A 16,428-nucleotide genomic window follows, 5' to 3' on the forward strand; every position below is an offset into this window, starting at 1 on the left:
CAGATGGCCATACCTTCCTATGCAACACGTGGTGAGCGGATCTGGCATTGGGTGTTCTGCGCACTCTGTGCGCTGATCTTCCTGTTCCTGATCGGGCCGATCCTGGTGATCATTCCGCTCTCGTTCAATGCCGAACCCTACTTCACCTTCTCGGAGAAGATGCTGTCGCTGGACCCGGAGGGTTACTCGCTGCGCTGGTATCAGGAGTTCTTCACGTCGGATGAGTGGATGCGCTCGATCAAGAACAGCATCTTCGTCGCGGTATGTGCGACGGTGCTGGCCACGGTACTGGGCACGCTTGCCGCGCTTGGGCTTTCGAGTCGCTTCATGCCGTTTCGCAACACCATCATGGCGATCCTGATCTCGCCGATGATCGTGCCATTGATCATCAGTGCCGCGGCGATGTTCTTCTTCTTCTCGAAGCTGGGGCTGACGCAGACCTATCTGGGCGTGATTCTGGCGCACACCGCGCTAGGCATTCCCTTCGTGGTGATCACGGTGACGGCGACGCTGTCCGGATTCGATCACTCTCTGACGCGTGCGGCGCACTCGCTGGGGGCAAGTCCGAGTCGCACCTTCTTCCGCATCATCCTGCCGCTGGTGACGCCGGGCGTGGTGTCCGGTGCGCTGTTCGCCTTCATCACCTCGTTCGATGAAGTCGTGGTGGTGCTGTTCATCGCCGGGCCGGCGCAGACCACCATCCCGATCCAGATGTGGTCCGGTATCCGCGAGGAGATCAGTCCGACGATTCTGGCGGTGGCCACGCTCCTGGTGCTGGTCTCGATCCTGCTGCTGACGACACTGGAGCTGATTCGCCGTCGCAATGAGCGCCTGCGCGGCCTGACGCCGAGCTGATCTTTTTCCTCGACCCTCTGCCCTTGAGTGCTGAGCGCTTGATGGCTGTGAGAAATAGGGGTCGCAAGAAACGCCCGTGCCCCCGCAGAGTCTGTCTGCGGGGGCACGGGCGTTTCAGGGCCGGGGCTTGAGGAGAAGCCTGCTGCGTCAGGCCGCGCCGAGTCGCTTGTAGAGCGTGGTGCGACTGATGCCCAGCTCCCGAGCGAGACGCGAGACGTTGCCGCCCAGCGCGTCCAGCGCGCTCTGCAGTTCCTCGGCACTGGAGAGGTCATGCAGCGGGGGCAGGGGAGGCTTCTCGGGCGGCAGCATGGCGCAATGTTGTGCATGCGATGCGCTGCTGAATTCGCCCGACAGCATCACGTGGCACGCTTCAAGAGACGGCCCATCGCACAGCGCCAGTGCCAGACGCAACACATTGTCCAGCTCACGCACGTTGCCCGGCCAATCATGCTGCATGAGACGGTTCAGGAAATCAGGGGTGATGCGTGGCAGCTCGCGTTGCTGCTCCCGGCACAGCCGTGTCAGCAGGGCATGGCTCAATCCAGCCATGTCTTGGCGATCGCGCAGTGGCGGCAGGGCGATGCTGGCGCCACACAGGCGGTAGTAGAGGTCCGCCCGGAAGTGACCTGCCTTGACCAGCTCGCTGAGAGGCTGATGGGTGGCGGCCACCAGTTCGAAGTCGACTCTCTGCGGCTTGCCGCCGCCCAGCGGGGTGACTTCACGCTCCTGCAGCACGCGCAGCAGACGCGCCTGGACATGCAGTGGCATATCGCCGATCTCATCCAGAAACAGGCGTCCGCCATTGGCCTCGATCAGTCGGCCCTCGCGCCCCGCAGGGTCGGCACCGGTGAAGGCGCCGCGGCGATACCCGAACAGCTCAGCCTCGACCAGCTCATCGGGCAAAGCCGCGCAATTGATGGCGACCAGTGGCTGATGGGCGCGATGACTGGCCTGATGCAGCGCCTTGACCACCTCTTCCTTGCCGACACCTGTCTCGCCCTGTATCAGCAGTGGCAGGCGAGCGTTCACCAGCCGCGCCAGCAGTTCGCAGACTTGGGCCCAGCCGGCATCGCCATGATGCAGGCGCGCAAGGCTTGGATGGCAGGCAGCGGCCTGAGTGGCCAGCGGGCCAGTTCGCTCATCGGTGGGGTGAGTGGCTGGCGCGCGTGCCTGAATGCGTGGCCTGGGCAGGACACCGCACAAGGCGTAGCCCGTGAAATGCGGGTGTTGCGAGAGCGTCAGGCACTCCGCGTCGTCAAGCTGAGCCAGCGGTGCCCAGTCCAGCTGCCAGCGAGAAAGGGGCTGGCCCAGCAACAGATGGAGGTCATTGCGGGTGGCGCAGCTGTCGTTGTCCGCCGAGTGTTCCGCGCAATCTGGCGATGGCGGGAGCTCAAGGTGCGCTGCCAGCAGCTGCAGCCCTCTGCGACTGGCGGCCGCGACTTGGCCCTGCGGCGTGACAGCCAGCAGGGCGGCGCTGGGCGAGTCCAGCTGAGAACGGTTGAGATGCAGGCGCAACAGATGATGATCATGCCCGAGCGCCTCGCCCAGACGGCGTTGTTCGATGTCATCCGCCAGGACGCCGAGCATGCCGAGACTGTACTGGCGGACGCGATAGGGGTCGCAGATCAGTCCCAGGCAGCCCTCGCAGGCACCGGGGGTCAGCCCGCGGCGGCTGCTCCAGCTCGCGGGCGCCAGCAGGGCGGCACTGGCACTGGCCAGCCCCTTGAGGCATTCGGCGTCATGCGCGTCGAGCGCGATGCGTGCGAGGCGATTGGCGCGCGGCGCATTCAGCGTCTCGGCGATGGCGTTATGCCCCAGCGATTCCTCGCGCCAGCGCGCGCCGGGGCGCAGCAGGGTGGCGTCATTGCCCAGTAGCTGGTGATGACCGTAGCTTGCCAGTACCACACCGTCGCGATCCGTCAGTACCAGACACGCCTGCCAGTGATCGAGCAGGTTAAGGGTATGACCGGCCACCGCTGACGCCACCGTCGCCATCAGGCTGGCGGCCTGACGCTGACGCCAGACGAGCTCTTCCGGCGGACACACCAGTGAGGAATGCTGAAGTGCCACGGGAGCAGCGGCGGGATGGGGCGTGGAGTGAGCTGGGGTGCCGGCGGTGTGGTTATCGACGTGGCTGGCGGAATGATGGCGTGCTGTCATGAGACATCCCTTGTGCGGCGGGCCTTTCAGGCCTCTGTTGTTATTGATGCTGTTTTCGGTCTTGGGGAGTGTTCACGGCAATGTTCACTTGTGCGTGGCGAGTGTTCAGTTCCGAGGACTCCAGTGTTCAGACACTGTTCATCAGAGTAGCGGGAGACGGGGTGGTTGACGGGCTAGACCATGGTCTGCCCCTGCCTTGGTCGCATCTGGCAAGTGACTGAATGATCAACGAAAGAGGGCGATCTGGCGGTATGCGAGGGCTGGCAGAGGGTGTCGGTGGGCACGGGGTTGCGCGCGGCTGGCACAGGGTTCGCTAGATGAGAGTCACCAGGTGGGTATGAACACTCGGCAGTGGTTGGCCGTGTCCCTGCCCCGATGACTTTCACCAGACGAGACAGTGCCATGTCCTTGAGCCTTGAGGCGGTCACCCGCCGGGTTGGCCGCGAGACCCATATCGACAGGGTGGACCTGACCTTCGAGCCCGGCTCCTTCAATGTGCTGCTGGGACGCACCTTGTCCGGCAAGACCTCACTGATGCGCCTGATGGCAGGCCTCGATGTGCCCAGTGATGGGCGAATCGTGATGAACGGCGAGGACGTGACCGGCCGCCCGGTGCGCGAGCGCAACATCTCGATGGTCTATCAGCAGTTCATCAACTACCCGAGTCTGAGCGTCTACGACAACATCGCCTCGCCGCTGAAGCTGGCGCGCATGGCGCCGGAGGAAATCCGTCGCCGCGTGCACGAGATCGCCGAGATGCTGCATATCGAGCAGTTCCTCGCGCGTCAGCCGGCGGAGCTCTCCGGCGGTCAGCAGCAGCGTACGGCCATGGCGCGGGCGTTGGTCAAGGATGCTGACCTGGTGCTGTTCGATGAGCCGCTGGTCAATCTTGATTACAAGCTGCGCGAAGAGCTGCGCCACGAGATGCGCAGCCTGTTCGCGACCCGCAACACCATCGCCGTCTACGCCACCACCGAACCCGGTGAGGCGCTGGCGCTCGGTGGCACCACCACCCTGATGCATGAAGGGCGGGTGTTGCAGTCCGGGCCTACCGAGGCCGTCTACCATCATCCGGTGAGTGTCGAGGCGGCGAAGCTCTACTCCGAGCCGCAGATCAATCTGTTCGAGGCCGAGGTGCGTGGGCGTGAACTGGCGTTCTCCGGTGCCGCCAGTGCCGGCGAGCAGGGCAGCCGGTTCGTGCTGCCCACACCACTGGTGGGGCTCGAGAGCGGGGCCTATCGCTTCGGTATCCGTCCCAGCCATCTGGGGTTGGCGCCGCTGGCCGACGATGATCTCGAGTTCGCCGTCACGGTGGACATCGCCGAGATCTCCGGCTCCGAGACCTTCCTGCATGTCAGCAATGCTGACCACTCGCTGGTGCTGCATCTGTCCGGCATCCACGACTTCGCCGTGGACGATGCCATCCGGGTCTATGCCCCCGCGCACAAGTTGTTCGTCTTCGCGGATGACAAGGGCCGCGCTGGCGGTGAAGTGGCAGGCCCGGGCGGCGACGGGGCACTGATCCGCTCGCCCGAGCGACCCACCACGACTGGCGGAGGGCTGGCCTGATGGCGGAAATACACCTCAATGATCTGGCGCACAGCTACCTGGCGGCGCCTACGGCTGACAGTGACTACGCCATCCGGCGCATGAACCATGTTTGGCAGCAGGGCGGTGCCTATGCGCTGCTCGGCCCGTCGGGCTGTGGCAAGAGCACGCTGCTCAACATCATCTCCGGGCTGCTGGCCCCCTCCGAGGGCGAGGTGCGCTTCGATGATCGCGTGGTCAATCGGCTGCCGCCGGAAGAGCGCAACATCGCTCAGGTGTTCCAGTTCCCGGTGGTCTACGACACCATGACCGTCTTCGACAATCTGGCCTTCCCGCTGCGCAATCAGCGCCAGCCGGAGCACAAGGTGCAGTCTCGGGTACGTGAGATCGCCCAGGTGCTGGAGCTGGAAGACCTGCTGACGCGGCGTGCCAGCAACCTGACGGCTGACGAGAAGCAGAAGGTCTCGATGGGCCGCGGGCTGGTCCGCGATGACGTGGCCGCCATCCTGTTCGATGAACCGCTGACGGTCATCGACCCCCACCTCAAGTGGAAGCTGCGGCGCAAGCTCAAGCAGATCCATGAGCAGTTCAACATCACCATGGTCTACGTCACCCATGATCAGCTGGAGGCCTCGACCTTCGCCGACAAGATCGCGGTGATGTATGAAGGCCGCATCGTGCAGTTCGGTACCCCGCGCGAGCTGTTCGAGGACCCCGCTCACACCTTCGTGGGCTACTTCATCGGCTCGCCGGGCATGAATCTGGCCAGCATCACGCTTGAATCAGAGGGCGTGCGGCTCGGGACGGGGGAGGACGCGCCCTTGCTGCACCTTCCACGGGCGCTGCTGGCGACGCTTGAGGAGCGCAAGGGCGAGCTGAAGCTGGGCATTCGCCCCGAATTCGTCGAGCTCGAGGCCAGCGACAGCTCACCCGCTGCGGCGGTTTCCGACATCCGCGAGCATTGGCTCAGTGGTCAGGTCACGCTGGTGCAGGATCTTGGCACCTACAAGGTGGTGGATTTCGACATCGGCGGTGGCTGCATCTTCAAGGCACGTATCGAGGAAGATGCGCCTATCCCTGCCGGGCGTGTGCGGCTGCGGCTACCGGCCCGCTGGCAGCGCTTCTATCTCGATGAGCATCTGCTGGACCTGTCACAGGCCGGCGCGCCCGACAGCGGCGAGGCGGACAGCTTTGCCAGAGGGGAAAGTGGAGAGCAGCCGGGAGGAAACGCCTGATGCAACGCACACACAACAATCGCGCCTGGTGGCTGGTGCTGCCGGTGGTCATCGTGGTGGCGTTCTCGGCCATCATCCCGATGATGACGGTGGTCAACTACTCGGTGCAGGACATCTTCGATCCCTCCACACGCTTCTTCGTGGGAACCGAATGGTATCGCGAGATCCTGCGCGACGAGCGCCTGCACGACTCGCTGGTTCGCCAGTTCGTCTATTCCTTCGCGGTTCTCGCCATCGAGATTCCGCTGGGGATCGCCGTGGCGCTCTCGATGCCGCGCAAGGGCTTCATGGTCTCGCTGTGCATGATCCTGCTGGCCCTGCCGCTGCTGATTCCCTGGAACGTGGTCGGCACCATCTGGCAGATCATCGGGCGTGAGGACATAGGACTCTATGGCTGGGCGCTGGGGCAACTGGGCATCGATTACAACTACGCCTCCAACCCGGCCGACGCCTGGGTGACGGTGCTGGTGATGGATGTCTGGCACTGGACGTCGCTGGTGGCACTGCTGTGCTACTCGGGGCTGCGCGCCATTCCCGATGTCTACTATCAGGCCGCGCGCATCGACCGTGCCTCACCCTGGGCCGTGTTCCGCTACATCCAGCTGCCCAAGCTCAAGAGCGTGCTGCTGATCGGCATCATGCTGCGCTTCATGGACAGCTTCATGATCTACACCGAGCCCTTCGTCCTCACCGGTGGCGGGCCGGGTACCACCACGACCTTCCTGTCCCAGACCTTGACCCAGATGGCGATCGGCCAGTTCGATCTCGGACGCGCCGCTGCCTTCTCGCTGATCTACTTCCTCATCATCCTGCTGGTCTCGTGGCTGTTCTATACCGCCATGACCCATCAGGACAGTGACGACGCCTGAGGAGACGAGTGATGAAAACACGCAAGCGTCTGGTAATGACGATCTACCTGCTGTTCCTGCTGGTGCCGATCTACTGGTTGCTGATCATGTCGTTCAAGTCGAATCAGGAGATTCTCGGCGGCCTGACCCTGTGGCCCGAGAACTTCACCTTCGACAACTACCGGGTGATCTTCACTGACCCCAGCTGGTACATGGGCTATGTGAACTCGATGAGCTATGTGGTGCTCAACATGGCCATCTCGCTGACGGTGGCACTGCCGGCGGCCTATGCCTTCTCGCGCTATCGCTTCCTGGGTGACAAGCATCTGTTCTTCTGGCTCTTGACCAATCGCATGGCACCGCCGGCGGTCTTCCTGCTGCCGTTCTTCCAGCTCTACTCCTCGGTGGGACTGTTCGATACTCCGCTGGCGGTGGCACTCGCGCACTGTCTGTTCAACGTGCCGCTGGCGGTCTGGATTCTGGAAGGCTTCATGTCCGGCGTGCCCAAGGAGATCGATGAGACGGCCTATATCGATGGCTACAGTTTTCCGCGCTTCTTCCTGACGCTGTTCATTCCGATGATTCGCCCGGGCATCGGGGTGACCGCCTTCTTCTGCTTCATGTTCTCGTGGGTGGAGCTGTTGCTGGCGCGAACCCTGACCTCGACGGAGGCGAAGCCGATCGCGGCGGTAATGACGCGAACGGTCTCGGCCTCGGGCATCGACTGGGGCGTGCTGGCCGCCGCCGGCGCCCTGACGCTGATTCCCGGCATTCTGGTGATCTACTTCGTGCGCAATCACGTCGCCAAGGGCTTCGCCCTGGGTCGGGTGTGAGCGGCGGCCAGACGAGCGCCGCTGTCATTGCCGCCAGCGAGTCGCTGCTGACGGCCTACAAGAGGACATGATGATGGAATGGATGGCCTGGACACTGCCCACGTCACTCTTCTTTGCCGGTATCGGCACCCTGCTGCTGGGCATGACCGCCTGGCAGTTCGTGACCCCGACGCTGAGTCGTCAGGGCTTTCTGCCCATCGCGACCACGCGGGGCGACAGACTGTTCATCGGCCTGCTCTCCAGCGGCTGGCTGCATCTGCTGTGGCTGGGCTTCACTGATCAGGTGCTGTGGATGATCAGCATCGTCTGTGTCGTCTGGATGCTGGTGTTGATGAAGTGGGGATGAGGTGAGGGTGAAGTGAGGGGGATGTGGGGATGAGAAGAAACGAGAAGTGAAGAAACGAGAGGTGAAGTGAGATGTGGGAATGGGGTGTGAGCGTTGACGACGGGCAGCGTCGCCCGGTGGCAACAGGGAACCCGAGGTGCTGACAGGAGTCCCAAGCGGTTCTGACTGGCCAAGCCAGTGTCATCTGTCATCGCTCTGGAACCCTGTTGCATGTCGTCTACCGAATCCTCGCGTCATTCGTCCATCACTGACTCTGTTTCTTCCGACAGGAAAAGCCGTCGTGTCATTCGTGCCGGGCTGACAGGACTGGGTCTTGTCTGTGTCGTCGCCATTGGCTGGTGGGTCACGACTCCCGTGTTGGTAGAGGATCAGCAGGGCGGGGCTGGCGGGAAGCATCCTGCAGCGGGGCAAGCGCAGGACGAGACTCAATCCCCCCTGTGGCAGGCGTATCAGCGGGTGTGGCAGGCCAATCAGGCGCTGCCGGCAGACAAGCGTGAGCCACTGCCATTGCCGGACTTCTCGCACGCCGGCTACCACCAGGGAGAGGCTCTCCCGGCGACGTTGGCGACGGGAGCCAATGCACAAGAGGCGCGGAAGCGGGAATCAGAGTCTCGCAGCGTCAGGCGCTTCGATGTCACGGATTATGGCGCTGATGGCACGGACGACGTGAGTGACCGAGATGCGGTACTGCGCGCCCATGCCGCGATGCGTCGTTGGCAGCAGCAGGGGGAGCATGATGCGGACAGCCCTCAGCGGCACGGGGTGCTCTATTTCCCTGCCGGTGACTATGTATTGTTCGGCCCCGCGGAGCGCGACTGGTTCTATGCACGGATGATCGCGCTCAAGGCGGCAGTCCCGGATGAGGCGCGCCAGCAGACGCTGCGCGAGGCATTGCTCAAGATGCAGGGGCTGAGCCTGGCCGGCAGTCATTGGACACTGGCGGGAGACGGAAGCGACAGGACCCGTCTCAAGCAGACCCGACCGATGCTGCCGTTGCACGCCAGCTGGTACTGGAGCACGCCCTGGTTGCTGCATCTTGGCAATCTGGAGGAGGGCAGGACGCTGGCCGAGGGCGGGAGTCAGGAAGCCTGGCAGCCGATCGCCGCGACGGCTCGCGTGCAGCCTGCCGATACGCAGGACACGGTGACACTGGCGGGCGTGGCACAGGCGTCATCGCTCAAGGCGGGGGATGAGGTATTGCTGGAGAGCATCGACAAGCGTCCGCAAGCGGTAGCGCGTGCTCTGGCACCCTATCAGATGGAAAAGGAGGCCAGGACCGGCAAGTCGCGCTGGCTGATCGAGCGGGATGGGGTGGTCAAGCGCGCTCGCTACCGTGTGCTGGCACGAGAAGGCAATCGGCTGACGCTGTCGTTGCCCGTGGTGCACGAGCGCTTCCCCGGTGAGCAGTGGCGTATCGCGCGCATCCATCCGGCGCATGAGGTCGGGGTCGAAGGCATCACGCTCAAGGGCAACTGGCGAGGGTACTTCAAGCATCATCGCAGCGCCGAGGACGACAGCGGCTTCGGCCTGCTGGATCTCGATGGCATCACCGATGGCTGGGTGCGTGATGTCCGGCTCGACAGTTTCAATCAGGGAGTGAAGGTGCGCCACAGCTCCCAGGTGACGCTCGAGGACGTGAGGATGACCGGCAAGCCGGGGCATATCGCGATGACGATCAGTGACAGCAATCAGGTGCTGGCAAGGCAGGTGGTCGACCAAAGTCATGCCTGGCATGCGCCCGGCGTGGCCCGCTACGCGACCCATAACGTCTACCTTGAACTGGAGCATGGCGGTGACAGTGGGATCGAACTGCATGGTCAGCAGCCGCGGGACAATCTCTTCGACCGCAAGCGAGGCGGCCATGTACGTGACCGCTGGGGCGCCAGTGTCGGCCATCAGCCCAATCATCTGCGCGGGCTGGTGCTGTGGAATCCGGTCAATACCGGCAAGCCGCACGATGCCTGGCCCTTCATGCGCGCCGACTCACACTTCGGCAAGGTGATCATGCCGACGGTAGTGGGCGCCACCGGCCGCGCGCTGGGCATTGCCAGTCGCCATGATTACGAGCGGGTGATGAACGCCAAGGGCGTGACGGACTACCCGCAGCTTGAGGCGCTGGACAAGCTGCAGGCGCGAGTGGAATCCCCCGGCGAGGCCGTTGAGCCAGCTTCGCTCTATCGTGCTCAACGTGCGCTGCTTCGCGAGACGCACCCGTGACCCGGAAAGCTTGAATCCGTCGGGTATCTGGCAGACGGACTGACAGTCAGATGCCCGGCCAGCCGAGCAGCAACGCAGCAAAGGCAAGACAGCGTACCCGGAACGACAGGAGGACAAGCAGTACCGGCAGGAGACTCGCGCGGCATCTCGCGCCGCGTGATACGTGATTGACGGAAGTGGTTGTTGGACGACGCGACACAACAATAACGCCAATGAAGGGACATCCCATGAGTCAGCACATCATTCGACCCGCACGCCTGCGTTACGCCATCGCCTTCGCCACGGCGGCGGGGCTCGCAGGTCTTTCCAGTCAGGCCATGGCCGATCAGTATCAGGATGCGGCAAGGAAGTGGATCGACCAGGAATTCTCACCCTCCACGCTGAGCAAGGACGAGCAGATGTCCGAGCTCGAGTGGTTCATCAAGGCCGCCGAGCCGCTGCGCGGCATGGAAATCAAGGTGGCCTCGGAAACCCTGACCACCCATGAATACGAGTCCAAGGTGCTGGCCAAGGCCTTCAGCGAGATCACCGGCATCAAGCTGACCCACGACTTGATCCAGGAAGGCGACGTCATCGAGAAACTGCAGACCCAGATGCAGTCCGGGCGCAACATCTACGATGGCTACGTCAATGACTCCGACCTGATCGGCACGCACTTCCGCTATGGCAAGGTCGTGCCGATCAGCGACATGATGGAAGGCGACGGCAAGGCCTTCACCTCGCCGACCCTGGATCTGGATGACTTCATCGGGCTGGATTTCACCACCGGCCCGGATGACAAGCTCTATCAGCTGCCGGACCAGCAGTTTGCCAACCTGTACTGGTTCCGCGCCGACTGGTTCGAGCGTGAAGACTTGAAGAAGCAGTTCAAGGACAAGTACGGCTACGAGCTGGGCGTACCGGTCAACTGGTCAGCCTATGAAGACATCGCCGATTTCTTCACCAATGACGTCAAGGAAATCGACGGCAAGCGGGTCTATGGCCACATGGATTACGGCAAGAAGGACCCGTCACTCGGCTGGCGCTTCACCGATGCCTGGTTCTCCATGGCGGGTGCCGGCGACAAGGGCCTGCCCAACGGCCTGCCGGTAGATGAGTGGGGCATTCGTGTCGAGGAATGTCAGCCGGTGGGTTCCTCGGTGACGCGTGGCGGCGCGGCCAATGGCCCGGCGGCCGTCTATGCCACCACCAAGTACGTCGACTGGCTGGGCAAGTACGCACCGCCGGAAGCTCAGGGCATGACCTTCTCCGAGTCCGGCCCGGTGCCGTCCCAGGGCAACATCGCCCAGCAGATCTTCTGGTACACCGCCTTCACGGCTGACATGACGCGGGATGGCCTGCCGGTGGTCAACGACGACGGCACGCCCAAGTGGCGCATGGCGCCGTCACCGCATGGCCCGTACTGGGAAGAGGGCATGAAGCTTGGCTATCAGGACGTGGGTGCCTGGACCTTCTTCGACTCCACGCCGGAGAAGAATCGTCACGCCGCCTGGCTGTATGCGCAGTTCGTGACCGCCAAGACCGTCTCGCTCAAGAAGACCCTGGAAGGCCTGACGCCGATCCGCGAGTCGGATATCCAGTCCCAGGCGATGACCGATGCCGCGCCGAAGCTGGGCGGTCTGGTCGAGTTCTATCGCAGCCCGGCGCGGGTGCAGTGGTCGCCGACCGGCACCAACGTGCCGGATTATCCGAAACTGGCCCAGCTGTGGTGGCAGTACATCTCCCAGGCCGCCAGTGGTGAAGCCACGCCGCAGGAAGCGCTTGATGGCCTGGCCAAGGCGCAGGACCGCATTCTCGAGCGTCTCGAGCGCGCCAAGGTGATGGACAACTGTGGGCCGAAGCTCAACGAGGAACGTGATGCGGAGTACTGGTTCGCCCAGCCGGGTGCGCCGAAGGCCAAGCTGGACAACGAGAAGCCCAAGGGCGAGACCATCGCCTACGACGAGCTGCTCAAGAGCTGGAAGGAGTGATCTCGGCTGGCGCGTCATTGCGCCACTGAGCAAGCGCTTGACGGACAGCTGCAACGACAACGCCCCTGCCGGTTACCCGGCAGGGGCGTTTTTTTGCCAGAGCGATCAGCGACAGCGTTTCAACACTGCCTCATTGCTGGCTCTCAATCGAGACTCTCAATCACGGTAGAGGTCGATGCTCGGGCAGGAGCAGATCAACTGGCGATCGCCATGCACGTTGTCGACCCGGTTGACGGCCGGCCACTGCTTGGCCGCCTTGACGTGCTCGCTGGGGAAGGCACCGATCTCGCGGGAATAACCACGGTTCCATTCGGCGTCCATCAGGTCCGCCTGGGTGTGCGGCGCGTGCACCAGCGGGTTGTCTTCCAGGGTCCATTCGCCTTGCTCGACACGGGCGATCTCGGCGCGAATCGCGATCATCGCCTCACAGAAACGGTCGATCTCGTAGAGCGACTCGGACTCGGTGGGCTCGACCATCAGCGTGCCCGCCACCGGGAACGACATGGTCGGGGCGTGGAAGCCGTAGTCGATCAGGCGCTTGGCGATGTCTTCCTCGCTGATGCCGGAAGCGGCCTTCAGCGGGCGGATATCGATGATGCACTCATGCGCCACGGTGCCGCTCTTGCCGCGATAGAGCACCGGATAGTGCCCATCGAGACGCGTGGCGATGTAGTTGGCGTTGAGGATCGCAAGCTCGGTGGCCTCACGCAGCCCCTGCGCACCCATCATCTTGATGTAGGCCCAGGAGATCGGCAGGATCGCCGCGGAACCGAAGGCGGCGGCGGAGACGGCGGTGCATTCCGGCTTCACGCCTTCCAGCGGGGTGACCACGTGGTTGGAGACGAAGGGTGCCAGGTGTGACTTGACGCCGATGGGCCCCATGCCCGGACCGCCGCCACCGTGGGGAATGCAGAAGGTCTTGTGCAGGTTGAGGTGCGAGACATCGCCGCCGAAGTCACCCGGACGGCAGATGCCGACCTGGGCGTTCATGTTGGCGCCGTCGATGTAGACCTGACCGCCGTGATCGTGAACGACCTGACAGGCCTCGCGCACGGTTTCCTCGAACACGCCGTGGGTGGACGGGTAGGTGATCATGATCGCGGACAGCTTGTCGCTGTGCTGCTCGGCCTTGGCGCGCAGGTCATTGATGTCGATGTTGCCGCTGGCATCACACTCGACCACCACCACCTTCATGGCGGCCATCGCGGCGGAGGCCGGATTGGTGCCGTGGGCGGAGCTGGGAATCAGGCAGATGTCGCGCGCGCCCTCGCCGATGGAGGCCTGGTAGCGACGGATCGCGACCAGTCCCGCATATTCCCCCTGGGCGCCGGAGTTCGGCTGCATGGAGATGGCGTCGTAGCCGGTGATCTCGACCAGGAAGGCCGACAGCTCATCGATCATCTGCTTGTAGCCGACCACCTGATCCGAGGGCGCGAAGGGGTGGACGTTGGCGAATTCGGGCCAGGTGACCGGAATCATCTCGGTGGTGGCGTTGAGCTTCATGGTGCAGCTGCCCAGTGGAATCATCGCGTGGGTCAGCGACAGGTCCTTGTTCTCCAGGCGCTTCAGGTAGCGCAGCATCTCGGTTTCCGAGTGGTAGCGGCTGAAGGTCGGGTGGGTCAGGAAGTCGCTGTCACGCTGACAGGCCGCCGGGATCGCGCTTGCGCCCTTGGCCAGCAGGTCCTGGTCCAGCGCGGCGACGGACAGGCCGTGCTCCTCGCCGAGCAGCACGTCGAACAGCACGCCGACGTCAGCGGCGGTGGTGGTCTCGTCGAGATTGATGGTGATGCGGCCGTCGCCGTGGTGGCGCAGGTTGATCTCGTGGGTCAGCTCGCGACCATGGATCTTGCCGGCATCCACGCCGGTGACGGTGATGGCATCGAACCAGCTGTCGTGGGCCAGTGCCATGCCGCAACGGCTGACGCCCTCGGCGAGAATGCTGGTCAGGCGGTGCACGCGGGTGGCGATGCGCTTGAGGCCCTCGGCACCGTGATAGACGGCGTAGAAGCCGGCGATGTTGGCCAGCAGCGCCTGGGCGGTGCAGATGTTGGAGGTCGCCTTCTCGCGGCGGATGTGCTGCTCGCGGGTCTGCATCGCCATGCGCAGTGCCGGGTTGCCGCGCGAGTCCTTGGAGACCCCGATGATGCGGCCCGGAATCGAGCGCTTGAGCTTGTCGGTGGTGGCGAAGAAGGCGGCGTGCGGGCCGCCGAAGCCCATCGGCACGCCGAAGCGCTGGGAGGTGCCGACGACGATATCGGCGCCGAGGCTGCCCGGCGACTTGAGCAGCACCAGGCTCAGCAGGTCGGCGGCCACCACGGTCATCGCGCCATTGGCGCGTGCCGCGTCCAGCAGCGGTGCGAGATCGCGTACCTGACCGGTATTGCCCGGATACTGGAACAGGGCGCCGAAGATGTCGTGCTCACCGACCTTCTCGGCAGCATCGATGACCAGCTCGAAGCCGAAGTAATCGGCACGCGTGCGCATGACGTCCAGCGTCTGGGGCAGGACATCGTCGGCGATGAAGAAGCGATTGCTCTTGTTCTTCTTGTTGCCACGCTGACACAGCGCCATGGCTTCGGCCGCGGCGGTGGCCTCATCCAGCAGGCTGGCATTGGCCAGTTCCATGCCGGTCAGGTCCATCACCGCCTGCTGGAAGTTGAGCAGCCCTTCGAGACGGCCCTGGGCGATTTCCGGCTGGTACGGCGTATACGCGGTATACCAGCCCGGATTCTCCAGCACGTTGCGCTGGATGACCGCCGGCAGGTGGGTGTTGTGATATCCCTGGCCGATATAGGTCTTGAATACCTTGTTCTGACGCGCCAGGCGCTTGAGATAGTCCAGTGCCTCGGATTCCGTGCGCGGCCCTTCGAGGTCCAGCTCGCGTCCCAGACGAATGGCCGCCGGCACGGTGCGGTCAATCAGCGTCTCGATGCTGTCTTCACCCAGTGTCGCCAGCATGCGCGTGACATTGGCGGCAGTCGGGCCATTGTGACGGGAAATGAAATCATCGTGCCCGGCCAGCTGGGCCAGGGTAAGCGTCTCGTGAGCCATGCAAGGAATCCTGTGCTGCAACGGGAACTGCAAGTGACAGTCCGCGGGAGGAACATCGCCTTGCCGGCGCAGGAGGGCGGGCAGGGCGTCGGGAATCGTGAAGCCTCGGCTGGGGGCGCCGAGCCAGCGTACTACCGGGTGAGACGGGCAAGCGGCCTCCAGCCATGTGACAGCGCTGTCTCGGACAGCGGCTGGAGGCCAACCGTGATCAGGCTTCGCTTTCCACCAGCTGGGTGTAGGCGTCCGCGTCGAGCAGCTTTTCCAGCTCGGCGCTGTCAGCGACCTTCATCTTCAGAATCCAGGCATCGTCATAGGGGCTTTCATTGACGGATTCCGGCGCGTCTTCGAGGCTCTCGTTGACGGCGATGACTTCGCCGGCCAGCGGCGCGTACAGATCAGAGGCCGCCTTGACGGACTCGATGACACCGAACTCTTCTTCCAGCGCCAGTTCGCGACCGATTTCCGGCAATTCGACGAAGACGACGTCGCCCAGCGCTTCCTGAGCGTGGTCGGTGATGCCGATGGTCACGGTACCGTCACCGTTGTCCTGAACCCACTCGTGACTCTCGGTGTACTTAAGCGTGGCAGGAATGTTGCTCATGAGTGTTTTCCTATGTGAAAAGATTTTCTGATTCAGGGAATCGTTGCGCCATTATGCACGAAGGTCTCGACACGTGGCAGTAGCTGAGCGCGGCGTGCCTCTACGACTTTTGGCGAGTGGCAAGCGAGTTGCCCTCTTAATCGTGGTCCGTCGTGCTCCGGGCGTCCAGTGTCTCGCCTTGCCACGCCCGGTCTATCTGCGCCATGGCGCGAAGGTATCAGCGCACAAGGCCCATGAGTGCAGGGTGCAGACCGTTTTTTCTCCGCTGGAAGTCAGTTCTCCAGGTCCTCATTCTCTGACGGGAGGTGGGTTTCCAGCGAGAATCTGATGCCACTTTCCTGCGCTTGCGAGCCCTGTTGAGTCGAGGTAGAGTGTCGCCTGTTTCGTATTGGAAACTTGTTTCCCATGTTGTGTCCAGATTCACGTGCTGTCAATGGTGTCGCAGGCAGCGACACCCATATTCGCTGAGGGAAGCTCCTTCACGCTCTGATCATCAGGCGTGTCCTGATGGCAGGTATCCCCGAGGAGAGCCCGCCGGAGCGTGCCTGTCGTCACGGGACTGCCCGCGAGAGGTGTGGGGGAAGACCCGGGAGAGGCTCAGGTTGCCGGCACAAGGGAAAGAGATATCCACTGAGTGACGCCCATCAACGGGCTGAATCCCTCAGGCGATTGACACATTTTCATGATTTTTGCGTGACGTTTTGCTCACATTCCAGCGTAAAGCCCTGTTGGGGTAGTGAAGACTGGAAGCTTCCGCTAATGTG

General features: G+C 63.4%; 11 protein-coding genes. 8 read left to right on the forward strand and 3 right to left on the reverse strand.

Going from position 1 to position 16,428, the window contains the following annotated elements; all coding sequences use genetic code 11:
- The first annotated feature begins 3 nt into the window (after positions 1-3).
- Positions 4-855, forward strand: coding sequence for an ABC transporter permease (locus AC26AR_RS05710; protein ID WP_077372706.1), 852 nt, complete (start codon positions 4-6; stop codon positions 853-855).
- 147 nt (positions 856-1,002) lie between these two features.
- On the opposite strand, the gene AC26AR_RS05715 is transcribed toward AC26AR_RS05710, so the two are convergent.
- Positions 1,003-3,015, reverse strand: a complete 2,013-nt coding sequence (locus AC26AR_RS05715; protein WP_488107707.1) for a sigma-54-dependent Fis family transcriptional regulator — start codon at positions 3,013-3,015, stop codon at positions 1,003-1,005.
- A 402-nt stretch (positions 3,016-3,417) separates the two neighbouring features.
- On the opposite strand from AC26AR_RS05715, the gene AC26AR_RS05720 reads away from it, so the two are divergent.
- From AC26AR_RS05720 to AC26AR_RS05750, 7 genes are all read left to right on the forward strand, one after another.
- Complete coding sequence (locus tag AC26AR_RS05720; RefSeq protein ID WP_136938133.1) at positions 3,418-4,584, forward strand: ABC transporter ATP-binding protein; 1,167 nt, start codon at positions 3,418-3,420, stop codon at positions 4,582-4,584.
- A complete protein-coding gene (locus tag AC26AR_RS05725; RefSeq protein WP_488107708.1) occupies positions 4,584-5,798 on the forward strand; it encodes an ABC transporter ATP-binding protein in 1,215 nt (404 codons plus the stop codon). The genes AC26AR_RS05720 and AC26AR_RS05725 overlap by 1 nt, the downstream gene beginning before the upstream one ends.
- On the forward strand, positions 5,798-6,667 hold the full coding sequence (locus AC26AR_RS05730) for a carbohydrate ABC transporter permease (protein ID WP_077372715.1): 870 nt from the start codon (positions 5,798-5,800) through the stop codon (positions 6,665-6,667). The genes AC26AR_RS05725 and AC26AR_RS05730 overlap by 1 nt, the downstream gene beginning before the upstream one ends.
- Before the next feature lie 11 nt (positions 6,668-6,678).
- Positions 6,679-7,479 carry a carbohydrate ABC transporter permease gene (locus AC26AR_RS05735; RefSeq protein ID WP_077372718.1) on the forward strand — a complete coding sequence of 267 codons (801 nt, stop codon included), beginning with the start codon at positions 6,679-6,681 and terminating at the stop codon, positions 7,477-7,479.
- Positions 7,480-7,552: 73 nt separating this feature from the next.
- Positions 7,553-7,825, forward strand: coding sequence for a DUF2160 domain-containing protein (locus tag AC26AR_RS05740; RefSeq protein WP_043334560.1), 273 nt, complete (start codon positions 7,553-7,555; stop codon positions 7,823-7,825).
- Positions 7,826-8,035: 210 nt separating this feature from the next.
- Positions 8,036-10,042: a DUF4955 domain-containing protein gene (locus AC26AR_RS05745; RefSeq protein ID WP_488107709.1), complete on the forward strand. Its 2,007-nt coding sequence runs from the start codon at positions 8,036-8,038 to the stop codon at positions 10,040-10,042.
- 317 nt (positions 10,043-10,359) lie between these two features.
- On the forward strand, positions 10,360-12,012 hold the full coding sequence (locus AC26AR_RS05750; RefSeq protein ID WP_240499748.1) for an ABC transporter substrate-binding protein: 1,653 nt from the start codon (positions 10,360-10,362) through the stop codon (positions 12,010-12,012).
- A gap of 156 nt (positions 12,013-12,168) precedes the next feature.
- Here AC26AR_RS05750 and gcvP read toward each other — a convergent pair whose 3' ends face one another.
- Positions 12,169-15,063 (reverse strand): aminomethyl-transferring glycine dehydrogenase, encoded by a 2,895-nt coding sequence (gene gcvP, locus AC26AR_RS05755; RefSeq protein ID WP_488107710.1) that lies wholly within the window; start codon positions 15,061-15,063, stop codon positions 12,169-12,171.
- 208 nt (positions 15,064-15,271) lie between these two features.
- A complete protein-coding gene (gene gcvH / locus AC26AR_RS05760) occupies positions 15,272-15,664 on the reverse strand; it encodes a glycine cleavage system protein GcvH (RefSeq protein WP_077372729.1) in 393 nt (130 codons plus the stop codon).
- Positions 15,665-16,428 lie beyond the last annotated feature (764 nt).

The sequence above is a fragment of the Cobetia sp. PS-4MA genome, from assembly GCF_057670765.1.